The 22,674-nt window shown below is 41.1% G+C and carries 17 protein-coding genes; 9 read left to right on the top strand and 8 right to left on the bottom strand.

Features of this window, described 5'->3' with window-relative positions:
- Window positions 1–149: 149 nt before the first annotated feature.
- The 4 genes from H148_RS0111750 to H148_RS17795 form a co-directional block, all read right to left on the bottom strand.
- Entirely contained in the window at window positions 150–1,208 is a 1,059-nt protein-coding gene (locus H148_RS0111750; protein ID WP_029034977.1) for a class I fructose-bisphosphate aldolase, read from the bottom strand.
- Between the two features lie 88 nt (window positions 1,209–1,296).
- Entirely contained in the window at window positions 1,297–1,977 is a 681-nt protein-coding gene (locus tag H148_RS0111755) for a TIGR02117 family protein (protein ID WP_029034978.1), read from the bottom strand.
- A complete protein-coding gene (locus H148_RS0111760; protein WP_029034979.1) occupies window positions 1,974–3,218 on the bottom strand; it encodes a cysteine desulfurase-like protein in 1,245 nt (414 codons plus the stop codon). The genes H148_RS0111755 and H148_RS0111760 overlap by 4 nt, the downstream gene beginning before the upstream one ends.
- Entirely contained in the window at window positions 3,205–3,894 is a 690-nt protein-coding gene (locus tag H148_RS17795) for a TVP38/TMEM64 family protein (RefSeq protein ID WP_037325174.1), read from the bottom strand. Before H148_RS17795 ends, H148_RS0111760 begins: the two co-directional genes overlap by 14 nt.
- A gap of 278 nt (window positions 3,895–4,172) precedes the next feature.
- Here H148_RS17795 and H148_RS0111770 point away from each other — a divergent pair, with 278 nt between their 5' ends.
- From H148_RS0111770 to phoU, 6 genes are read left to right on the top strand one after another with little or no spacing between them, the layout of a single operon-like run.
- Window positions 4,173–5,372, top strand: coding sequence for a porin (locus tag H148_RS0111770; protein ID WP_029034980.1), 1,200 nt, complete (start codon window positions 4,173–4,175; stop codon window positions 5,370–5,372).
- A gap of 9 nt (window positions 5,373–5,381) precedes the next feature.
- A complete protein-coding gene (locus H148_RS0111775) occupies window positions 5,382–6,317 on the top strand; it encodes a PstS family phosphate ABC transporter substrate-binding protein (RefSeq protein ID WP_029034981.1) in 936 nt (311 codons plus the stop codon).
- Window positions 6,318–6,360: 43 nt separating this feature from the next.
- Window positions 6,361–7,239, top strand: coding sequence for a phosphate ABC transporter permease subunit PstC (gene pstC / locus H148_RS0111780; RefSeq protein WP_029034982.1), 879 nt, complete (start codon window positions 6,361–6,363; stop codon window positions 7,237–7,239).
- Window positions 7,232–8,086 carry a phosphate ABC transporter permease PstA gene (gene pstA / locus H148_RS0111785; protein ID WP_029034983.1) on the top strand — a complete coding sequence of 285 codons (855 nt, stop codon included), beginning with the start codon at window positions 7,232–7,234 and terminating at the stop codon, window positions 8,084–8,086. Before pstC ends, pstA begins: the two co-directional genes overlap by 8 nt.
- Before the next feature lies 1 nt (window position 8,087).
- Window positions 8,088–8,882: a phosphate ABC transporter ATP-binding protein PstB gene (gene pstB, locus H148_RS0111790; protein ID WP_051286418.1), complete on the top strand. Its 795-nt coding sequence runs from the start codon at window positions 8,088–8,090 to the stop codon at window positions 8,880–8,882.
- 11 nt (window positions 8,883–8,893) lie between these two features.
- Window positions 8,894–9,577, top strand: coding sequence for a phosphate signaling complex protein PhoU (gene phoU / locus H148_RS0111795; protein WP_029034985.1), 684 nt, complete (start codon window positions 8,894–8,896; stop codon window positions 9,575–9,577).
- An 898-nt stretch (window positions 9,578–10,475) separates the two neighbouring features.
- Here the strand turns inward: phoU and H148_RS0111810 are convergent.
- The 3 genes from H148_RS0111810 to H148_RS0111820 are packed head-to-tail and all read right to left on the bottom strand — an operon-like array spanning window position 10,476 to window position 16,787.
- A complete protein-coding gene (locus tag H148_RS0111810) occupies window positions 10,476–13,313 on the bottom strand; it encodes a M16 family metallopeptidase (protein ID WP_029034987.1) in 2,838 nt (945 codons plus the stop codon).
- An 18-nt stretch (window positions 13,314–13,331) separates the two neighbouring features.
- The gene (locus H148_RS0111815) at window positions 13,332–14,285 is read right to left on the bottom strand and encodes a calcium/sodium antiporter (RefSeq protein WP_029034988.1); all 954 of its coding nucleotides are present in this window, start codon (window positions 14,283–14,285) and stop codon (window positions 13,332–13,334) included.
- Window positions 14,286–14,294: 9 nt separating this feature from the next.
- Window positions 14,295–16,787 (bottom strand): M14 metallopeptidase family protein, encoded by a 2,493-nt coding sequence (locus H148_RS0111820; RefSeq protein WP_029034989.1) that lies wholly within the window; start codon window positions 16,785–16,787, stop codon window positions 14,295–14,297.
- 117 nt (window positions 16,788–16,904) lie between these two features.
- Here H148_RS0111820 and bshC point away from each other — a divergent pair, with 117 nt between their 5' ends.
- Together bshC and H148_RS0111830 are read left to right on the top strand one after the other, a co-directional pair.
- Window positions 16,905–18,524 (top strand): bacillithiol biosynthesis cysteine-adding enzyme BshC, encoded by a 1,620-nt coding sequence (bshC, locus tag H148_RS0111825; protein WP_029034990.1) that lies wholly within the window; start codon window positions 16,905–16,907, stop codon window positions 18,522–18,524.
- Between the two features lie 5 nt (window positions 18,525–18,529).
- The gene (locus H148_RS0111830; protein ID WP_029034991.1) at window positions 18,530–19,906 is read left to right on the top strand and encodes a pyridoxal phosphate-dependent decarboxylase family protein; all 1,377 of its coding nucleotides are present in this window, start codon (window positions 18,530–18,532) and stop codon (window positions 19,904–19,906) included.
- Between the two features lie 222 nt (window positions 19,907–20,128).
- Here the strand turns inward: H148_RS0111830 and H148_RS0111835 are convergent, their stop codons facing one another.
- A complete protein-coding gene (locus H148_RS0111835; RefSeq protein WP_029034992.1) occupies window positions 20,129–20,842 on the bottom strand; it encodes a DUF2071 domain-containing protein in 714 nt (237 codons plus the stop codon).
- Between the two features lie 301 nt (window positions 20,843–21,143).
- On the opposite strand from H148_RS0111835, the gene guaA reads away from it, so the two are divergent.
- Window positions 21,144–22,673, top strand: a complete 1,530-nt coding sequence (gene guaA, locus H148_RS0111845) for a glutamine-hydrolyzing GMP synthase (protein WP_029034993.1) — start codon at window positions 21,144–21,146, stop codon at window positions 22,671–22,673.
- Window position 22,674: the final 1 nt, after the last annotated feature.

The following is a 22,674-nucleotide window of genomic DNA, read 5'->3' on the forward strand; positions in this document are numbered from 1 at the left end:
CCACGGATGCACAGATATTTTTTTAATCTCAACGGGTGAAGTTTAACTCTCAGGGTTCTAAACCCTGATAGGGGTCTTTTTAAAAAATAATCTAAGACCTACAAGTTTTTGGAAACCTTGCAGGTCTGTGAACATCTCACATCTCACTTCTAAGCCACCGTAATCTCATCTGTCAAATAAACCTCCTGAACACTTCTCAGAATCTCAATTCCGTCTTTTAGTGGTCTCTGGAAAGCTTTTCTTCCCATAATAAGTCCGCTGCCGCCGGCGCGTTTGTTGATCACTGCAGTTTTTACGGCCGATTTGAAATCCGAATCCCCTTCAGAACCTCCTCCGGAGTTGATCAGACCGATTTTACCCATATAACAATTTGCTACCTGGAGTCGGCAAAGATCAATGGGATGATCTGTCGTCAGACTTTCATACATTTCTTTGGAATGTTTAGCAAAGTTGATGTCCTGAAACCCGAAATTGGTTGTCGGGAGCTTTTGTTTGATCACATCGGCTTTAATGGTTACCCCAATATGGTTGGCCTGCCCTGTTAGATCGGCGGCGGAATGGTAATCTTTTCCGTCTTTCTTAAAAGCTGAATTTCGGGTGTAGCACCAAAGGATTGTTGCCATTCCCAGTTGGTGTGCTTCTTCAAAAGCCGCAGCAACTTCCTGAATTTGTCTTGTGCTTTCTTCACTTCCGAAGTAAATAGTTGCGCCAATTGCCGTTGCGCCCATGTCCCAGGCTTCTTTAACACTTCCGAAGGGAATCTGGTCGTATTTATTGGGATAGGTCATTAATTCGTTGTGATTAATTTTCACAACAAATGGTACTTTATGGGCGTACTTACGGGCGTGTAAAGCAAGTCCGCCAAAAGTGGAGGCCACTCCGTTACAGCCGGCTTCTATGGCAAGTTTTATAATGTTTTCGGGATCAAAATAATCCTGGTTCTTGTAAAAGGAAGCGGCCGCACTGTGTTCTATTCCCTGGTCTACAGGAAGAATATTAAGATAGCCGGTTCCGCCAAGGGCGCCGTGGTTGTATAGTTGCGCCAGACTTTTCAAGACTTGCGGACTGCGGTCACTTTCAGTAAAATTTTCTACGGTTTCCGGCCCCGGAATTGTCAGTCTTTCTTTTGGAATTTTTTTGCTGGTATGCTCCAGCAGATTGGAAGCGTCGTCTCCCAAGACATCTGTTATCTTATCAATATGACTCATAATTCAATAGGTTTTGTTAGCTACGAGTCTGAAGTTAAGTTTTTTACGGTAGAAGACTTTGCCGAAGGCTCTTAAAATATGTATAAAATCAGCGGTACTGATAAAAGATTCCTTCATCAAAAGGGGTCCAGAGACAGGCCCGCAAATCAGCATTTTTGAGACCGTTGTTCACCCAGGTATTACAAGTGTAGAGGGAATTGAGGGATCTTTTGGCGTGGAAAAAAGCATCATTTTGATTGTAATGAAGATCTTCTACAGGAATAACATTCCCGGAAGCATTTTTTTCAAAACTTTCAGAAACAAAATTCACGAGATCCTGGTATTGCTCTTTTGTAATATTTACAGGAATAGTAGGCTGATTAAATCTAATTGCGGATTCAAATTCGACATGCATGGCCGAAGGAGTGGGAAGAAATATTGCCTTAACTGCTACAGGAAAGGTAAGGTCGCTCCATTGTGGGGTATTTTGATAAAATTCCAGATCTCCCCAACCAAAAGAAATATATTGAAAATTTGCCCTTTTTGAGAGGGTATGATCTGGAGTTACCAATTCCTCCCAATCCATTATTTCATTCCGGCTTGGAAAAACAAAGTCGGTATGGACCCCGTTGGTGCGAAGGTAAATTGTTATTCTTCCTTCTTCAGGCTGATCTGTATTTACGGGGATCACAGAACCAATTATTGCCGAAACAAAGTACAGTAGCATAAGCAGTAAAAAGGCGAGCAGACCTTTTGCGAAAAACTTTATGACCTTTTCTACGACTTTCATGTTTTTCTTTGCAATAGTTCCTTTAGTGCTTTTTTGAAGATCTCAATTTCCTCCAGGGTATTGTATGGTGCAAACCCGATCCTGATCCATCCTCCAGTTTCCATTACCGGAAATACTTCTGCCATAGTGGAAGCATAAAAATGCCCGTCGGCTATACAGAGGTTGAATTTTTCGGCAAAGAATTTTGTCGCTTCCCGGGAGTGAATTCCGTTAGTCCTGAAGGCAAAAGTCGGGGTTTTGGTGATGTCCTCAGGCGCGCGATAAAGTTTGATTTCAGGAATGGATTTAAGAAAGGTCTGCAGGGAATTCATAAGTTTCTCTTCGTGGGCTTCTATTGCTTCCATGCCGGATTTTAATCGCTCTCTGCGATTTTCCCCCGATCCAAGATCTTCTATAAAACCTATTGCACCACAAAGGCCGGCAATGGCTTCATGGTTTTGTGTTCCGGTTTCCAGTTTATACGGAATTTCATTGGGAGCCGGCTTTAACTTCGGAATTTCTAACTGCTCAAAAAGGTCTTTTTTGATCGCTGCTATTCCCAGATGTGGTCCGAAAAACTTATATGCCGAGCAGAAAAGGATATCACTGCCCAGCTCCTGTTTATCCACTAAAAAATGAGGAACTGCATGAACGGCATCTGCAATAGTGATCGCATTTACCATTTTTGCAGCTTTAAATATCCTTTTTGCGTCACTAACCGTTCCTGTAAGGTTGGAGGAGAGGCCGATACCTACAACTTTTGTCTTTTCATTAATAAGAGCATCAAGGTTTGAAAGATCCAGTACTAATCTCTCCTTATCTACAGGAATCCATTTTACTGTTGCGCCGGTCTCTTTAGCCAAATGTATCCATGGATCCACGTTCGCCCGGTGATCCAGTTGGGTGACGAGAATTTCATCTCCTTTTTTCAGTAAAGGCCTTAAACTGTGGGAAACCTGAAAAGCAAGGCTGGTCATATTTTGCCCAAAAGCCACTTCTTCAGCGGGGCAATTCAGCAGATCGCCAACGGCTTCTTTTGCTTCTTCCAACAGCGCATCGGTTTTTATACTGGTGGAAAAAGTGCCGTGGAGATTGGCCATTCCGGTTTCGATGTATTCCAACATCCGGTCAATGCAGCCCTGCACCATTTGAGTACCGCCGGGACCATCGAAATATATAGGGAAAACCTGTTGTTTGTTCTTAAAATTCAGGGCCGGAAATTGAGCACGGACTTTATCAATTGAAAATTTACTGCTTTGCATGATTCTTCTTTTTTTTATGGTCAATATAGATATAAAGTGCGTAGAGAATTGCGCCTACGCCACCTATCCAATAGAGGCCATTTTCCAGTTTATCAATATCAGTTGAAAAATAACCTACTGCCAGGGAAAGTGGGATCATTCCCGCATAAGTGGCAAGCATAAATTTTTTATACCTCATTCTAAAAATTCCGGCAATGAAGCTTATTGCATCATTTGAAAAGAAAGGGGATACTCTGAATAGCACCACAGTTCCAAAAGCATAATTATCAATCCAGAATTTCATCTTTTTATATTTTTCTTCGCTGACAATGGCATTCTTAAACTCTTTCCCAATAAAATAACCGATTGTGGAGGCGATTCCTACCCCTACCAGGTTGATCAAAACTCCCCACCAGAAACCGTAGGCAAGAACTCCTACAATTATTGGTAGCCAGGAAGGAAACACGATGAGGAACATTTGCAGTATAATAAACAAAATGATTGCCAAAGGGCCCCAAATTCCGAACTGCTCAACGTATTCCTGAATGCGCTGCTCGTCGCCACTTAACAATATGTTCCACGCCTCCTGTACCGAATCCTGAAATGGCTGATGAGTAAAATACAGGATCACCAGGAAAGCAATGATACCAGCGCTAATTATAAATGAAGAATATTTCTTAAGAAATGTTTTGCTCACCCTGCAGGTTACTTTCGTCACAAATTAGAAAAAAAAGTTCAGGAACACCTGTATACATTCTTAATTAAAATCATAAACTTAATTTTAACTTAAGATAACACTGGGGAACCTCAAAAACCCCATTTTTGAGAACTCATATATTCTTAGTTTTTGTCGATTTAGATGTATGAAATAAGGTTGTCCTTTTTTGGGCAACCTTTTTACTTATTGGTAATCTGCTCGTAACATTTACTTAACATTGAAACCTGTTCTTTGTCCCCGACAAAAACTGAGAAATAATGAAGATTACTACAGGCCTAATGCTTACATTGGGTTTATTAATGACCAAACATGTGCAGGGACAAGACTTTACAGAAAACAAATTTGGAAAAGGTCTTGTTAATGTAGTGGCTAAAGATAGCTCCTACAGTGCAAACTTCGCGATTAGGATGCAGTCCCTTTTTATTTCCAATTGGGATATTTCAGAAGATGAAGGCCTGGGAGAAGGAGAGACCAACTTCCTCATAAGAAGAGCCCGTTTAAAATTTCAGGGTTTTGCCTATACTCCAAAGCTTAAGTATAAACTGGAATTAGGATTGTCCAACAGGGACATTTCGGGAGCTTCTGTTTATACGGGTAATACAGACAGAATTTTATTGGATGCTGTTGTAAAATGGAACTTCCATGAAAATTTTGAACTTTGGGCAGGTCAGACAAAACTGCCCGGTAACAGGGAGCGTATTATATCTTCAGGAAGCCTTGAAACCGTAGACAGATCTCTTCTTAACAGTCGCTTCAATATCGATCGGGACCTGGGGTTACAGTTGCATCACGAAACTAATCTTGGTGGGAACTTTATAATGAGAGAAGCACTCTCTGTTGCCCAGGGGGAAGGCCGTAATGTAACAACCGGAAATCTTGGAGGTTATCAATACACAGCCAGATTAGAATTTCTGCCATTTGGTGATTTTGAAGATTACTCAGGTGCCGATTTTGTTCGTGAGAATAAACCAAAACTTGCTGTAGGAGTGTCTTACGACTATAATGACAACGCCGTGAGGACCAGGTCTAATTCCGGTAGTTATATGATAATTGATAATGGCTTTTTTGAGACCGATATCACTACCTTTTTTGTAGATGCCATTTTTAAATACGATGGCTTTTCAGCTCTTGGAGAATATGCTCACCGCGATGCAGAAAATGTCTTTGCAATGGAACCCGACGGGAGTTTAACAGGTGCAGCCGTAAATGCGGGCACCGGTCTTAACCTGCAGGCCGGTTATCTGTTTCCCGGCAATGTGCAGCTTTTAGGCAGATATACCAATATTGATCTCGATAATAGTGTAACCCAGGAGGTTGAACAGCAGTACACCCTGGGCTTATCCAAATATATTGTAAAACACAAACTCAAGATACAAACAGATTTAAGTTACACCGATATGAATTTAGGCCTGGATGATGGCCTTATGTATAGATTACAATTTGAACTTCATTTATAATAAACAACCATGAAAAAATTTATTTTATTGACTGCAATAAGTGTTTCCCTTGCTTCCTGCGGAAACCAAAAAAACGAAAATAGTTCCGGTATCTCAATTGATGGTTCCAGTACTGTTTATCCGGTAACTGAAGCTATCGCTGAAGAGTACCGAACAGTGGCTCCAGATACTGATGTAACCATAGGAGTATCAGGTACAGGTGGCGGTTTTCAAAAATTTGGAAGGGGAGAAGTGGCAATTACGAACGCTTCAAGGCCTATTAAAGAAGATGAGAGAGCGATAGCAGAAGAAAACGGAATTTCTTTTGTTGAACTTGAAGTGGCTTATGACGGTCTTGCAGTAATTGTGCACCCGGAAAATGACTGGGTATCATGTTTTACTGTTGACCAATTAAAAAGGATATGGGAGCCTTCAGCACAGGGGAATATTAAGCGATGGAATCAAATCGACCCAACCTGGCCCGATGAGGAGATTCGTCTTTATGGACCTGGCGTAGCCTCAGGAACTTTTGATTATTTTACTGAAGCTATTGTTGGTACTAGTGGAAGCAGCAGGGGAGATTATACTGCCAGTGAAGATGATAACGTTCTTGTACAGGGAGTTTCCGGTGATAAATACGGACTGGGATTTTTTGGCTTGGCTTATTATGAAGAAAATTCAGATAAATTGAAAATGGTAGCAGTTGATGGAGGTGAAGGCTGTATAGAACCTTCTGCACAAACCGTTAGTGACGGTAGTTATGCACCACTTTCCCGCCCACTGTACATTTATGTAAACAGTTCTTCTCTTGATAATCCTGAGGTGATCGATTTCGTGAATTTCTATCTTACAGAAGCTTCAGATCTTTTGGATGATGTAGGTTACGTTCCTTTAACTGATGAGGAATATGAGAGAGAGCAGGCGAAATTCGCTGCTTTTGTGGAACAAAAAGCGAATCAGCAATAAAATTTTCCGGGACATTTAATGTTCCGGGTTATTTCCCTAAATCATGCGAAAATTTAAAGAAACGGTAATAGAAAAGGGGCTTCAGGCGAGTGCCCTCGTTACTATTGCTGTTACTGTGGGGATCATCCTGGTTTTATCAATAGAAGCCATACTTTTCTTTAAGGAGGTTTCAATTATTGACTTCCTGACAGATACACAGTGGACCCCTCTTTACACCGATAAACATTTCGGAATTATTACCCTTTTGTCGGGTACTCTTTTGACCTCCTTTATTGCGATAATATTCGCAGTACCGGTAGGTTTATCGATAAGTATCTACATTAGTGAGTATGCGCCCCGGAGTTTTAGAAAGACGATTAAACCTGCACTTGAATTGCTCGCAGCGGTACCAACCGTTGTGTATGGTTTCTTTGCACTCACTGTAGTTACACCTTTTCTGCAGACTTTCATTCCGGGACTCGCCGGGTTCAATTCCTTGTCGGCAGGTTTGGTAATGGGAATCATGATCATTCCTTTTGTTTCGTCATTAAGTGAAGATGCATTGCATGCCGTACCAAACTCTCTTCGTGAAGCCGCTTATGGAATGGGATCAACAAAATTACAGAATGCGTTTAGAGTTTTAGTGCCTGCGGCTTCATCAGGAATTATTGTGTCAATTATCCTGGCAATCTCCCGGGCAATAGGAGAAACAATGATCGTGGCTATAGCTGCGGGGCAGCAACCAAGATTAACAATTGATCCTACAGTTCCTGTGGAGACTATAACTGCATATATCGTACAGGTGAGTTTGGGGGATGTGCAACATGGATCTTTAGAGTACCGCACCATTTTCGCAGCGGGAATTACCCTCTTTATATTCACTTTCCTTCTTAACACAGTTAGTTATAAGATTAGGAAAAAATTCAGGGAGAAGTATGAATAATATTAGAAAGAACAGGATCAAAGACCAGGTTTTTAAATTTTGGGGTATTGCCTGTACCTTTTTGGGACTAATCCTCCTGATGATTTTTATTGGATCAATAATAGTTGACGGGGTGCAAAGGATTGACTGGAGTTTTATTACCAGTTTACCATCCAGAAAAGCAGAAAGAGCGGGAATTTACACTGCACTAATGGGAAGTGTGTGGATCCTTATTTTCACCACCATTATTGCGCTGCCGTTGGGAATCGCAGCAGCTATTTACCTGGAGGAATATGCGAAGGAAAGTAAACTTGCTTCTCTTCTGGAAGTCAATATTTCTAACCTAGCCGGAGTACCTTCGATCATTTATGGTCTCCTGGGGCTGGAAGTATTTGTACGGATCATGGAAATGGGGGCTAGTGTATTGGCAGGTAGTTTTACACTTGCTCTATTGATCCTCCCTATTGTGATTGTTTCCACACGGGAATCTATTAAGGCTGTTCCTAAATCTATAAGGGATGCCTCCTTTGCGCTGGGTGCTTCAAAATGGCAAACTGTTTCGCAGCAATTGCTCCCGGCATCTTTTGGGGGTATACTTACTGGCATTATTCTGGCGCTTTCCAGGGCCGTGGGAGAGACTGCGCCTCTTATTGTGATTGGAGCCCTTGCTTATGTGCCTTTTGCGCCCGAATCACCAATGGATGAATTTTCCGTATTACCCATACAGATCTTCAACTGGATTTCCCGGCCACAACATGGATTTGAGACAAATGCCGCAGCCGCCATCATTGTACTTTTGTTGATTACCTTTATAATGAATGGAATTGCAGTGTACTTCAGGAACAGATGGCAGAGTAAATTAAAATAAAATGAAAGAGAATAAAGATACAATAGATAAATCCCTAAAAAGAAAACATAAACTTCAGACTAAAGATGTGAAGGTTTTCTATGATGATTTCATGGCCATAAAAGGTATAGACATGAACATCAGGGCGAATAAAATTACGGCATTCATAGGGCCTTCTGGGTGTGGGAAATCAACATTTCTCCGACTTTTTAATCGTATGAATGATTACATTGACGGATTTAGAATGGAAGGAGAGATCCTCATTGACGGGGAGAATATTTACAAAAAAAAGGTCAATGTGGAACAACTGCGGAAGCAGGTAGGAATGGTTTTCCAAAAACCTAATCCATTTCCTAAATCTATTTATGAGAACGTTGCCTACGGCTTGAAAATTCAAGGTATTAAAGACAAGAGCTATCTTAAGGATAAAGTCGAAGACTCACTTAAGCAGGTTGGCTTGTGGAATGAAGTAAAGGAGGATATCAATAAATCTGCTTTAGCATTGTCGGGAGGTCAGCAACAACGATTATGTATCGCCCGGACTCTTGCTGTGGAGCCTTCCATAATCCTTATGGATGAACCCACCTCTGCACTGGATCCTATTTCAACGGCTAAGATCGAGGAACTTATTTACGAACTGAAAGAAAAATACACTATTGTCATTGTGACTCACAACATGCAACAGGCGGGAAGGATTAGTGACTATACCGCCTTCTTTTACATGGGAGAATTAATTGAATATGACAAGTCCAAAAAGTTATTTACCAATCCCGAAAAGAAACAAACCGAGAATTATATCACCGGTAGATTCGGATAAACTACAGTACAATGATAAGTTTAGATCAACACAGAGACACATTAAATCAGGCCGGGCTCGAAATGCTGTCGCTTTGCACAAAACAGTTGGAAAATGCCAGAGAGGCTTTTTTTAATCATGACAGTGACCTCGCCGAAGAAGTACTGCATACAGAGAACAGGGTAAATGCACTTGACCTTAAAATTGACCGGGATTGTGAACGGTTCATCGCGCTGCACAATCCTGTAGCCAGTGATCTTCGTTTTGTACTTGCATTAAGAAAGATCAATTTTGACCTGGAGCGGGTAGGAGATCACGCTTATGGAATATCCAATTATATAGTTACCATTGATACCCAAATTGAACCCCGTCTTCTGGAAAGAATGCGGGTAGAGGAAATGTTCACAACGGCTTTATCTATGCTTGACGATATAACCATTGCGTACAATGAGGTAGATACTAAAGTGGCTCGTAAAGTCTTTAAAAAAGATAAGATCCTTAACGAGATCAACATGAAATCCTTTGCCATTATTTCTGAAGAAGTAAAGGCAGATCCACAGGTGATAGACCAGGTGATGTTATTATTTTCGGTGATAAAAAAGGTAGAGAGGATAGGAGACTTGTTTACAAATATTGCTGAAGAGATCATTTTCTACAGGGAGGCTGAAGTTCTTAAGCATCGCAAGAAAAAAGGTGGAAAGAAGAAGGATTCTTAAATAGAAACAAGACCGCTTCACTTCAAGAACCAGGAGTCAAGACTTTCCGAAGAAACAATTAATTAAAAATTAAAAAAAGAATTAGCAACCAAAAAAATGCCTGGAGATCCCGGGCATTTTTTCCTTATACCTTTCTCAAAAGATGTTTTTTGTAAAGCTATAGTGCTTTTTAAACAGCTGGGTACGAACTGAATCAAAACAATAATTCTTATTTTTGTTAGAAAGGATTACAAGATAAATATTCAAGCTGAAAAAATAGTATTAGCAAAATTGTTATTAGACACTAACAATCCAAAGATTATTCAATCTATAAAAGAAATATTCAGGAAAGAGAGTGCTTCTGATTTTTGGGACGAGTTGAGTTATGATCAAAAAGAAGAAATTGATACAGCGCGAAGGGAAATAAAAGAAGGGAAATCGTCCGATTACCAATCATTTATGAGCAAACATAAATAATGAGTAGAAAAGTAATAATTTCTCATAAAGCCGAGGAGAAATTAGAAACTCTTTTTAAATATTTACTGGAAGAATGGTCATTTAAAGTTGAATCTGACTTTATCAAATAACTTGATAGGAATATTCAAATTATTTCAGATCAACCAAAAAGTTTCCCAGAATCAGATAAACAAACTGGATTAAGAAAATGCGTGATCACTAAACATGTCACTATGTTCTACGAATTCAACGAAAAGGAAATTCATATCCTTACAATCTTTGATTCGAGACAAGATCCCAAAAAGTTAAAAAAAGAATTGTAAAAAATGCTTTAATTGGATTAAATCTCTTCAAACGAAATAAGAGTCAAGACTTTTTTAAATTAAAAATGCCCGGAACCTCCGGGCATTTTAGTTTATGTCATTCTGAATTCATTTCAGAATCTTTTCATTTTCAAGTCGTGTTAAGGAGTGTCTAAAGCAGGATTTAAAAGTATCGGCTTTCCAAAGCCAAGATCCTCTAAACGATCTAACTGAGTTGCCGCATCTCCCACAATGAGGTAGTACATCTTATCCGGATCTACATATTTCTGAGCGAGCGTTCGTATTTCGGGAACAGTGATGTTTCTTACTGTCTCTTCCTGTTTTAAAATGTAGTCTTTAGGTCTGTTGTAGTTACTAATCTCGCGAAGCATCTGTAGTTTGGAACTTAGAGTTTCAAACTTTCGGGCGTTACTTTTGATCATGAACCCTTTGGTCACTTCCAGGTCCTCTTCATAAAAGTTTTCAGGGTAATTGTCAACGATCTCCTTAATAAGATCCACGGCTTCATAAGTGATATTGGACCTTACTCCGCTTGAAATGAGGAACGGACCTTTATAAGTGCTGCCGTTAAACCCGGAACGAATTCCGTAAGTATAACCTTTACCTTCTCTAAGTTCCTGGGTAAGCTGGGAAGCAAAACTTCCGCCTCCAAGCCTGTAATTCATCACCGTAGCCGGAAAGAATTCTTCATCTGTTTCAGCTAAAGCAGGATATCCTATATGTAGAATCGATTGTTTTGCCCCGGGAACATCATAAAAATACACCTGTGAACTTTCAGGAGCGGTCACTTGAGGGAGGTCTTTAAAAATGACATTTTTGACACTCCAGTCTTCAGTGATATTTTCTACTTCCGCAACAGCTGTCTCCCGTTCGATATCTCCCACTACTAAGAAAGAAGCAAGGTCTGGCGACAAATTACTGTTGTAGTAATTCTTTAGATCCTCAAGAGTTATCTGAGCCACTGTTTCTTCTGTTCCAAGATTGTCATGAGATAGAATATGATTGGTTCCATAAATAAGCTTCTTGAATTCATTTGAAGCTATGGTGTTCGGAGAGGCTTTTTGTTGCTGAATGCGGCTAACTACCTGTTGTTTTGCAAGCCCAAATTCTTCCTCATCCCATCTTGGCTCCAGAAGGATTTCCTGCACCAAAGTCATTGTTTCATCGAAGTTTTTAGAAAGTGTACTACCACTAATAACGAGATTTTCGTCTGTGGCATTCACCCAAATGCTTGCTCCCAATAGCTCTATGGCCTCTTCCAGTTCTTCCGGGGATCTGTCTCGGGTTCCTTTGGTCATCAGGTTTGCCAGTAGATTTGAAACTCCGATTTTAGAAGGATCTTCCAGAAGCATTCCGCCTTTGATCTCGAGCATGAATTGCACCAGAGGCACTTCATTATTTGTGATGCCGTAAATTTCAACTCCTTTTTTAAGCTGTTCTTCCCAAATTCCAGGAACTTTTACCTGTGGGGTGTCTCCGTAGGGAGGCTCAACAGTGCGGTCAAAACTCGAAGGTGTTCTCTGGTAGGTCACCTCATCCTCAAGATCAAAGTTCTGTTCGGCACCCATCACGATCTCTTCCTCTTCAACTTGTGCGAGCTGAGAATTCTCAAGAGCGAGCTCGGTTTGTTCTTCAGGAACGAAACTAGTCGCAACAAACGGCTTGTTCTTAATATACTTCTCGTAAACTCTCATCACGTCCTGCGGAGTCACGGCCAGTAAGTAATTTATTTCTTTGTTGATCATTTCAGGATCATTGGCGAAGATCTCGTATTGTGCCAGCTGAAAACCTTTTCCTAAAACACTGGAAAGACCGTTATAAAAAGTAGTTTCCTGTCCTGCTTTAATTCGCTTCAGGTCTTTTTCTGAAATTCCTTCAGCCTCAAATTTGGCAAAGGTTTCCTGTACTGCGTCGTAAACACTATCAAGATCTTTACCATCATAAGCCCTGACCTGTAACATTAATTGTCCCGCCAATTCTGAAGTGTAATTGTACATTTGAACATTAGACGTAAGTTTTTGATCTGCAACCAGTTCTTTATAAAATGGAGCATTTTTACCATCTGACAGGTAGTTGGCTAAAACTTCCAGAGCATAGGAATCTTCCTGATAGGAAGGAACGCTTGGCCACGCAATGGTCAATTCGGGTAGTCTCGCGAAATTGTCTTCGTAGTACAGCTTTTTTGTCTGTTCAAGGTTGGCAGGTTGTTTTGCAAGGTTTTTTATTTCAGGACCTCTTTTAATTTCCCCAAAATATTTCTCGACCCACTGTTTTGCCTGTGCGGGATCGAAATCTCCGGCCACGGTAAGTACAACATTATTGGGAACATACCACTGATTAAAAAATTCCTTAACATCTGCAAGTGTGGCATTTTGAAGATCCTCCAGAGAACCAATTACCTGCCAGCTGTAGGGATGACCTTCGGGATAAAGGTTTTGGTCGATCACGTACTGGGTGTGCCCGTAAGGACGGTTATCCACCCGTTGTCTCTTCTCATTCTTCACTACCTGCTTTTCTTTTGCAAGGACAGGCTCGGTAACAGTGTTTATGAAATAACCTAGCTTGTCGGCTTCTGCCCAGATCATTTTTTCAAGGGCGTCATTTGGAACTGTCTGAAAATAATTTGTGCGGTCACGGCTCGTGGATCCATTGGCACCACTTCCTCCAATTTGGGCGCTGAGTTTATCCAGTCCGCCTTTTCCAAGATTTTCAGATTCCAGGAAGAGCAGGTGCTCAAAAAGATGTGCAAAACCGGTTCTTCCTTCTTTTTCCCGGGCAGAACCCACATGACTGGTAAGAGCTACAGCAACTACAGGGTCGGATCTGTCAATGTGGAAAATGACCTTTAATCCGTTATCAAGGGTAAAGGTTTCAAAGTCTACTTCGAAACCTGTAGCTTCAGGAGTTTGCTGGGCTAGGACATTTCCGGAGGAAACGGTGGCCAAAAATGCCAGAAAATAAAATTTTAAAGATTTCATTCAGTTTTAATTTCAGAATTACATTATTAAATAGGTGACGTAGGCGACATACCCTATAACAAAGACCGCGCCTTCCCAACGCTCGATCCTGCGACCCTTGCCCGTGAATACGAAAATAAAGAGCAGTAATCCTGTTACAATGTTTACCAGGATGTCGAAAAAGGTATCGGGATTTATGCCAAGAGGAACAATGGTTCCTGAAATTCCAAGGATAAGGAAAATGTTGAAAATGTTCGATCCAACCACGTTTCCTATTGCGATATCCACATTCTTTTTTCTCACTGCAATTATGGATGTGGCCAGCTCAGGCAGGGAAGTTCCAATAGAAACGACAGTTAAGCCAATTACCCTTTCAGAAAGTCCTATGACTTCGGCAATACTTACAGCACTGGTCACAATTAAGCGGCCGCCAATGACGAGTCCGGCGAGGCCAATTACAATAAAAAGTATCGCTTTTCCTACAGTGTAATCTTTTGTCTCTATCTCCTCGTCGGCACCTCCGCTTTTTGCCACCATAAGGTTATACACGAGAAAGATCAAAAAGAAGAGCAACAGGATGATCCCTTCACTTCGGGAAATAAAATTTGCGGTTGCACCGTCCAGAACAACATCTGAAGCCACAACAAAAACACAAATCGCCGCCAGTAAACTCAGCGGAATTTCAATCCATGTAGTATTACTCTTTACTGTCAAAGGATATATAAGGGCAGAGATTCCTAAAATTCCCAGCACGTTAAAAATGTTACTTCCAAGTACGTTTCCAAGAACCATATCTGTACTTCCGGTAGTGGCGGCAAAGACATTCACCACCAGCTCGGGAGCCGAAGTTCCAAAGGCAACGATGGTCAAACCTATCACAATGCTGGGAACTCCCCATCGGGCTGCCAGACTCGAGGCGGAATCCACAAGAAAGTTGGCTCCGTAAATAAGTGCTACAAAGCCTACCAGTAATAAAAGTATATCTATAAGCATTTCAATTTACTATTTAGTGTAATTCGTAATTTCGCTGTTGTCTACAAAGAAAATGGAGTTTGTAAAAAGGAGTTTTCCATTCTGCCAAAAAGCACGGAATAAGGGATTGTCAACCAAATAAATAATGCTTCCCTCTCCCACTGGCTCTACTCCAAAAGTGAGGGAATTTTTGATATTTTCCTTAGCCCTGTTGCCTACAAATCCTGCAACAATGTTAGGAGTATCCTGAAGATATCCTACATTATAACCATCACTTAAAAGACTGTAGCTGTTATTGCTAAGCTTAAGGCTGAGGTAGGTATTGTCATACCCGAAAGCCATTGGATGGGTCTCATCCATTTGGGTTTCAATAATACTTCCCGTAATGAGATCTTGTATATTTTCTCTTTCACTTTGAGCATATGGAACGAGGTTCGGTTTGGAAATACTATCCTTTTTCTTTTTCTCATTCAGTTTAATGTCGAATCCGTCTTTTCCTGCAAAAGTTTGGATGGCGCTGCCAATGGCGATTACCTTGCCACCTCCTTTGATCCAGGTAGTGAGTCGGTCCAGGCCTTCCTCATCAAAGAGATCTGAATTATTTCCTGCAGGCAAAATAATAACCTCCAGTTTTGAAAGATCGATCCTGTTAAAATAACGGGTGTCTAATGAAGTAACAGGATAATTAAGGTCCTGTTCAAAAAAGTACCACAGCTCTCCATAGTTAAGGGAAGAAGTCTCTTCACCTCTTATTAAACCTATCCTTGGCGCGTTTATGATCTTAACCTGCGAAGATCCAATATCGGGCCCTGAAGTTGAAAAACCGGTTGTAGTTGCAGAAAGTTCTCTTTGATAATCATTTGCAAAACTAATTAGCTTCTCATCAAAATTTTCAATTTCTTTGTTATCGTTCCTGGTAATAATAAGGCTTCCGGGTGCAAATTTCTCTTCCGAAGTTCTCAAGGCTGTTTCAGTAAACCTTACCATGATTCCTTCCTGCAGAAGTGCTGAGAGGAACCGGGCATCTTTCATGCTATTCCACTCAGTGATATAAGCAGTGGCCATGGGAGAAACTTCATTTGTAAATTTAATTGCATCTGCCGAAGGTTGAGTCCTCACTGAGGAGGTAGTTGAAAGCGCCTCCAGGCCATAGGCGTACGGCAGGCTCCAGGCCGTAATGTCATAAGTAAGGGAATCGGCAAGCTTTGTCTCCGGTTCCATAAGTACCTTTACCATTTTTCCTTTAGGTTGTGCTGTACTTATTACAAGCGTATTTTCAGTTGCCTGAATGCTGCTGTTCTCCTTTTTTAGCGGATCATAACCACGAATTTTTCCGGGTTGTGCCATGGAATAAGTGATCTCGTGACGATCCAGCAGCTCCTTCAGCAGGTCCAGTTTATCTTTGTGTCCTGATAGTACATAATTTTCCGCATCCCTTTTAGAATTATCGTAAAATCTGGCAAATTCAGAATTTAACCGCTCTACATTTTGAGCCGCAATTTCCACTGTAGAAAGTCCGGTAGTGTGGTGATGCTCCACCCGGTCGGGAAGCGTTAGTTCATAACCATGATCTGTTTGAATAGCGAGGCCTGCGTGACCTGCCTGTTCATAGGTCATTCCAATTGCCCCCATAAAAGTGGGATAGGTGTCTCCATAGCTGGGGTAGAGGAGATCAAATCGCTCCTTAGTGAAATACAACCAGCCCTGTTCGTCAAAATATTTCGCATGATTCTTTCCTATTTCGGTCTGGAATTCCCTTTGAAAGGAGGTAATTACTTCATGTAGAGGCTCTGCTGCAGGGGCAAAATAATAAGGATCATTCCTGCCCTGTTCATGGAAATCCACGTGAATGTGAGGTAGCCAGTCATTATAAATATCTAAGCGTTGACGGGTTTCTTTTTGTGTCGCCCAGGCCCAGTCCCGGTTGAGATCAAAAAGATAATGATTAGGTCTCCCGCCGGGCCAGGGTTCGTTGTGTTCCACTGCCATGGGTGAAGTGTTGGAAGGAGACGCTTTAACCTGCTTATACCAGTTCACATAGCGGTCACGACCATCGGGGTTAACATTAGGATCCATGATCACTACTACGTTTTCTAGCCATTCCTGTTTTTGAGTAATAAGCTCATAAAGGGTCTTCATAGCAGCCTCTGTACTGGAGGCTTCATTTCCATGTACATTATAACTTAACCAAATAATGCCTTTTTTGGCAGGTAAAGCCTCATCGCTTTGGATCACACCTGCATTTTGAAGGTGACTTTGCCGTATCTTCTCCAGGTTTTGTAGATTTTCTTCTGTAGAGATGATTGCATAAGTTAACGGTCTTCCTTCATAAGTCTCTCCATATTTATGAAATTGTACCAGTTCTGAATTCTCAGCCACATGTTCAAAATAATCTACCACTTTATGGTGGCGGGTAAAATTTGTGCCCGGTGGATAACCTAAAAATTCTTCGGGAGATTGTTGAGCAAAAGTAAATTGGAAACTTACGAGCAGAGCTGTAAGTAAAGCCGGTAATTTTTTCATAGAGGTAAACTTGCGTTTCAAATTAGCCCGTAAATATAAAACTTTATCGCTGTCAATATCTTTTTATTGATTTTACCACCAACGCTCTTAATTGTATATTTGCGAAAATTCTTTTCAATGCAGAAAAATTCTCTTTCGTATCGGGATACTAATTACTTTATCCCTTTAGTGACCGATTATCTGGATCAAAAAGAGAATGTAAAGCAGTTCTATGATCTTTTCCCCACTCTTGAGAACTTCGGAAAACAGATCGATTCCAAAAAAGAAAATTTCGACAGGAACGGCGGTAGCGAAAAACGTGCCGTCCTTGTAAAAATTCTGAAGGATCAACACAAAAGCCTTCATATTTCTAAAGCAACGACCGAAAATATTGATCTCTTAGAAAAAAAAACCACATTCACTGTTACAACCGGCCATCAATTAAATCTTTTTACGGGACCACTTTATTTCCTTTACAAGATCGTAACAGCCATAAATCTTGCTGCCGACCTTAAAAAAGAGTATCCGGAATATAATTTTGTGCCGGTGTATTGGATGGCTACCGAGGATCATGATTTTGAGGAGATAAGTTTCTTTCACCTCCACGGAAAAAAATTTCAATGGAATCCGCCGAAATCTGAAAAAACCAGAGGCCCTGTGGGAGAATTACCGACCGAAGGTCTTCATGATGTTTTTAAACTTTTTTCTGCGGAAATAGGAAATTCCAGGTATGCGCAACAGCTGAAGGAATGGTTTCAAAAAGCTTATCTGGAGCACGATAATCTGGCCGATGCTACACGTTATATTGCTAATGAGCTTTTTGGGGAACAGGGACTTGTGATACTTGACGCGCATCAACTTGATCTCAAGAAATTTTATATTCCATATTTAAAGGAGGAGCTTTTTGAGCAGATTTCCTTTAAGACGGTTCAGAAAAAGACGGAAGCTTTAGAGAAAGAAGGCTATAACGTTCAGGTGAATCCGCGGGAGATCAATCTTTTCTACATGAAGGAAGGGCTTCGGGAGCGAATCATCGAAAAAGACGGTAAATTCTTTGTGCATGGGCAGGATATTTCCTGGACTAGAGAAGAACTACAGGAGTTGATTGAAAAACATCCTGAAAGATTTAGTCCTAATGTACTTTTACGGCCGCTATATGAAGAGGTGATTCTGCCAAATCTTTGTTACATTGGAGGTGGTGGTGAAATTGCCTACTGGTTCCAGCTTAAGGAGCTTTTTGAAAAAGCTGATGTAACTTTCCCAATACTTTTACTTCGGAATTCCGCCTTACTGCAAACTGAAAAACAGGACCAAAAAAGGAAAAAATTAAACATCTCTTTACCCGAGCTTTTTCTGAAATCTCACGAATTGATCAACAGGAAAGTCCGCCGAATCTCGAACATTGACATTAACTTTACCCCTCAAAAAGAGCATCTGGTGCAACAATTTCAGGGGATGTATGACCTGGCAGAGAAGACAGATAAATCTTTTCTGAATGCGGTAAAAGCACAGGAAGTAAAACAATTAAAAGGTCTAGATCACCTGGAAAACCGTTTGCTTAAGGCTCAAAAGAGAAAGCTGGAAGATGAGGTTTCCCGTATTGCGGCCTTACAGCAGGATCTGTTTCCCGGTAAAGGTTTGCAGGAAAGGCATCATAATTTTTCTGAATTCTACCTGGAATCCGGGGATATTCTGATTCCGAACCTACTGCAAAATTTAAAGCCTCTCGAATTAAAATTTGATATTCTTTCGTTATGACGAAAATGCATAAAATCGATATCGACCTGGTTGAAATGACCCTCGATGTAATGAAATATACAGTTGACAGGATCTCTAATGTCACTCCCGAACTTGGTGCTCCTAAAAAAGAGGAGGAATTATTCGAAATGGTAGGGGAGACAATTACCCCAAAAGGAATTGGAGGGGAAGTTGCATTTAAAATGTTCAGAGATATTCTGGTGAAAGCAACGGTACCTATTGATCATCCCCGCCACCTCGCTTTTGTACCTGCTGCGCCCACGCGTGCGGCCATCATGTTTGACCTTGTTACCTCGGCTTCAAGTATTCATGGTGCCTACTGGATGGAAGGTGCCGGCGGAATCTTTTGTGAGAATCAGGCGATGAAATGGCTTGTTTCCCTCACGGGGCTTCCAAAAGGCTCTTTTGGAGTATTCACCAGTGGGGGTACGGCAGCAAATCTTTCGGGACTTATAACTGCAAGGGAGGCCTGGCGTAAAAAGGATTCAGCAAATATTGGGGTGCGGGCTTTACTGCTCACTTCCAATGGTGCTCACTCTTCTATCCAGGCCATGGCAAAAGTAATGGACGCCGATATACTGATGATCGACTGCCTCGATGAGAACCTGAGAGGTCACGCGTTGCAATCGGCTATTGACGAGCTCGAAGAAAAGGATAGGAAAAGGCTTTTTGCGGTGGTCGCTACCGGTGGAACCACCAACGCCGGAATCATAGATGAACTGGATTCTATCGCCGATGTTTGCGAAAAAGAAGACCTCTGGTTTCATGTTGACGCTGCTTACGGTGGTGGTGCTCTTGCCGCGCCTTCTGTACGTCATCTTTTTAACGGAATTGAAAGAGCAGACAGTATCACGATAGATCCACATAAATGGCTTTTTTCTCCATATGATTGTGGCGCTGTAATCTACAAGGATATGACGCTCGCAGCCGAAGCTCATTCCCAGAAAGGCTCCTATCTGGAGATATTTAAAGATGAAGGAGCCGATGGTTTTAATCCGGCAGATTACCAGATCCAGCTTACGCGAAGAATACGAGGGATGCCTTTATGGTTCTCCCTGGCAATGCATGGCACAGATAAATATACCAATGCTATAGAGAAGGGGATCCAGCTTGCAAAGATCGCTGCCAAAAAGATCGAAGAAGATGAAAACCTGGAACTGGTTCGTCCGGCTAGTTTATCTGTTGTTCTCTTCCGAAGGAAAGGCTGGACTCCCGAAGATTACCGTGACTGGACTTACCGAAACCATAAAAACGGAATTGCTTTAGTAACTCCCACGAAATGGAGAGGAGATGAGGGTTATGAGACCATTTCCAGATTCTGCTTTATTAATCCCGAGACTACTGAAGCTGATATTGATATCATTCTGGAAACGATGAAGTAATTTCGAAATTAAAATCCTTGCTTTTGGGATGGAGAGCCAAAATCGCTGCGCTAATTAAAACCAAGTGCCAAGACATTTTTAATTGAAAATAGGGCAAGTGTTGGATATTCAATAAATTTAAATTGGTCTGCGGGAAGTTTGATTTGAATTTGCTCATTTTAGAATTTTAGTATTGATTAAAACAGCTAACAGCTAACAGCTAACCCTTTCCAATATTTTATACTAGGAAGTAACGAGCTGATTTTCTCCTATTTCCACAGTTGAGCCTTCAGTAAGTATTGCAGAGTGAGGCGTCTGCCCGTTCAGGAGATTTAAAGCAGGATCAAATTGGCGCGAAAAGTCAACATCAACAGAATATTCTTCTACAGTGAAGAGATGCCAGTCGACGTGATTCATTTCATATTCATATGTGTCTTCATCTGCTTTGATGTATCCATGGGTACGATCTAAAAGGAAAGCAGCTTCAGTATCCTTGTCATATGGAGTTGCCAACCGATTACTCCTTACCCAAAAATTCTGGTCGATCTCATCGTACTGCCAGGAATATTTCACGTTTAAAGATTCCTGTGTTTCCTTAACAGTTCCAGTTGCCGGAAGAGAGATGTAATTAGTTTTAAATAATGTGTTTGTTAAAGTTGAAACACCTGGTTGATCAAAAATGCGATTTATTACCACAACTCCTTTTCTCCATTTAGCACCGTCAAAGCGCTTCACATAGATTTGAAGATCAATTTTTTCAAAATCCTTCAGCAGTGGTACTTTTACACCGGCTACCTTTAATTTTTTAACCTGGAATCCCACCAGGCTTATCATACATTCCCCGTTGTAGAAATCTATTTTTGTATGTTCGGGTAAAAATTTCTCCACCACCTCCGGCGGAAGTGTATAATTTATTAATGCAATTTTTCGGAATTCAGAAGAAATATTGAGTTTCATGTTAAAGTGTAATGTGCTTCTTATAAAAATATTAAAAGCATGATTGCCAGTGGATAGGTTTGGGAAAAGTTTAAAATTTTTCGGTAAGTGAGGACTTAGTTAAATTTAAAGTTCCAGTCGCATGGGATGAAGAATTATACTTTTTCTGTAATTCTCTCAAAAGTGGCATTATTAGAAAGCTTTTTTAAAAAAGCTCGGAATGAGACTTATTATGGGTTTAAGGTTAGCTGTACCTTTTATACAAACCTTTAAAAAATAAATTTACAGTGAGGAAAATGGCCTCAAATTCCTATTTTTGCGCATGCACAACAACGTCCTTATTTTAGATTTCGGTTCGCAGTATACACAGTTGATTGCCCGCCGGGTTAGAGAACTGAATATCTACTGTGAGATCCACCCTTTCAACAAGATCCCGGAAGATCTATCAGGTTTTAAAGCTGTAATACTTTCCGGAAGCCCATTTTCTGTAAGAGCAGACGACGCTCCACACCCCGATCTTTCACAGATCAGGAAAAAGCTGCCCGTTTTGGCGGTTTGCTATGGTGCCCAATATCTAGCCCATTTCAACGGCGGAAAAGTAGAAGCTTCAGAAATAAGAGAATATGGCCGTGCCAATCTTTCGGTAATTAAAGATGATGAAATGCTTTTTGGCGACATCACGGAGAATTCGCAGGTCTGGATGAGCCACAGTGATACCATTAAAGAATTACCTGAAAATGGAGTCCGGCTGGCCAGTACGCCCGATGTAATTAACGCTGCATATCGTATTGATGGCGAGGAGACTTATGCTATACAATTCCACCCCGAAGTTTATCATTCGACAGATGGGAAACAACTGCTTGAGAATTTCCTGGTAAAGATCGCGAAAGTAGCACAGGAATGGACACCCGAGGCTTTTGTAGATATGACCGTAGAAGACCTTAAAAAACAAATAGGCGATGATAAGGTTGTGCTGGGACTTAGCGGCGGAGTAGATTCTACTGTTGCAGCTGTTCTCTTACACAAAGCCATTGGAAAAAATCTGTATTGCATCTTCGTAAATAACGGGCTCCTTAGGAAGAATGAATTTGAAAGTGTGCTTGACCAGTATAAACACATGGGGCTTAATGTAAGAGGGGTAGATGCTTCGGCACGTTTTTTGGAAGCTCTGGCAGGTATCTCAGATCCCGAAGGGAAACGGAAGGCAATAGGGAAAACTTTTATAGATGTATTTGATGATGAAGCTCACCGTATTCAGGATGTGAAGTTTCTTGCACAGGGAACCATTTATCCCGATGTAATAGAATCTGTTTCTGTGAACGGACCTTCAGTTACCATTAAATCTCACCACAATGTGGGAGGATTACCGGCTTACATGAAACTTAAGGTGGTTGAACCTTTGCGAATGTTGTTCAAGGATGAGGTGAGACGAGTGGGAGCAGAGCTGGAGATTGATAAAGAATTGCTGGGGAGACATCCTTTCCCTGGACCCGGACTGGCCATACGGATCCTTGGAGATATCACTCCCGAAAAAGTCCGTATTTTACAGGAAGTAGATGCTATTTTTATTAATGGATTGAAAGAATGGATGTTGTATGACAAAGTTTGGCAGGCAGGAGCAATTCTTTTGCCGGTGAATTCGGTAGGAGTGATGGGAGACGAAAGAACTTATGAAAAAGTTGTCGCCCTAAGAGCTGTGGAATCCACAGATGGAATGACAGCAGATTGGGTTAATTTGCCCTATGATTTTTTGCAAAAAACATCCAATACAATAATTAACAGAGTTAAAGGCGTTAATAGGGTAGTGTATGATATAAGCTCCAAGCCACCCGCCACTATTGAGTGGGAATAAA

This window comes from Salinimicrobium terrae DSM 17865 (assembly GCF_000424665.1).
Classification (GTDB): domain Bacteria; phylum Bacteroidota; class Bacteroidia; order Flavobacteriales; family Flavobacteriaceae; genus Salinimicrobium; species Salinimicrobium terrae.

What these genes read in the sequence shown, in the direction of transcription:
- H148_RS0111810 (WP_029034987.1), bottom strand. Translation starts at nt 13,313, where the DNA reads ATGAAATCTTTAAAATTTTATTTTCTGGCATTTTTGGCCACCGTTTCC.
- H148_RS0111770 (WP_029034980.1), top strand. Translation starts at nt 4,173, where the DNA reads ATGAAGATTACTACAGGCCTAATGCTTACATTGGGTTTATTAATGACC.
- pstC (WP_029034982.1), top strand. Translation starts at nt 6,361, where the DNA reads ATGCGAAAATTTAAAGAAACGGTAATAGAAAAGGGGCTTCAGGCGAGT.
- pstB (WP_051286418.1), top strand. Translation starts at nt 8,088, where the DNA reads ATGAAAGAGAATAAAGATACAATAGATAAATCCCTAAAAAGAAAACAT.
- H148_RS0111835 (WP_029034992.1), bottom strand. Translation starts at nt 20,842, where the DNA reads ATGAAACTCAATATTTCTTCTGAATTCCGAAAAATTGCATTAATAAAT.
- H148_RS0111750 (WP_029034977.1), bottom strand. Translation starts at nt 1,208, where the DNA reads ATGAGTCATATTGATAAGATAACAGATGTCTTGGGAGACGACGCTTCC.
- H148_RS0111815 (WP_029034988.1), bottom strand. Translation starts at nt 14,285, where the DNA reads ATGCTTATAGATATACTTTTATTACTGGTAGGCTTTGTAGCACTTATT.
- H148_RS0111755 (WP_029034978.1), bottom strand. Translation starts at nt 1,977, where the DNA reads ATGAAAGTCGTAGAAAAGGTCATAAAGTTTTTCGCAAAAGGTCTGCTC.
- H148_RS0111760 (WP_029034979.1), bottom strand. Translation starts at nt 3,218, where the DNA reads ATGCAAAGCAGTAAATTTTCAATTGATAAAGTCCGTGCTCAATTTCCG.
- pstA (WP_029034983.1), top strand. Translation starts at nt 7,232, where the DNA reads ATGAATAATATTAGAAAGAACAGGATCAAAGACCAGGTTTTTAAATTT.
- guaA (WP_029034993.1), top strand. Translation starts at nt 21,144, where the DNA reads ATGCACAACAACGTCCTTATTTTAGATTTCGGTTCGCAGTATACACAG.
- phoU (WP_029034985.1), top strand. Translation starts at nt 8,894, where the DNA reads ATGATAAGTTTAGATCAACACAGAGACACATTAAATCAGGCCGGGCTC.
- H148_RS0111830 (WP_029034991.1), top strand. Translation starts at nt 18,530, where the DNA reads ATGCATAAAATCGATATCGACCTGGTTGAAATGACCCTCGATGTAATG.
- bshC (WP_029034990.1), top strand. Translation starts at nt 16,905, where the DNA reads ATGCAGAAAAATTCTCTTTCGTATCGGGATACTAATTACTTTATCCCT.
- H148_RS0111775 (WP_029034981.1), top strand. Translation starts at nt 5,382, where the DNA reads ATGAAAAAATTTATTTTATTGACTGCAATAAGTGTTTCCCTTGCTTCC.
- H148_RS0111820 (WP_029034989.1), bottom strand. Translation starts at nt 16,787, where the DNA reads ATGAAAAAATTACCGGCTTTACTTACAGCTCTGCTCGTAAGTTTCCAA.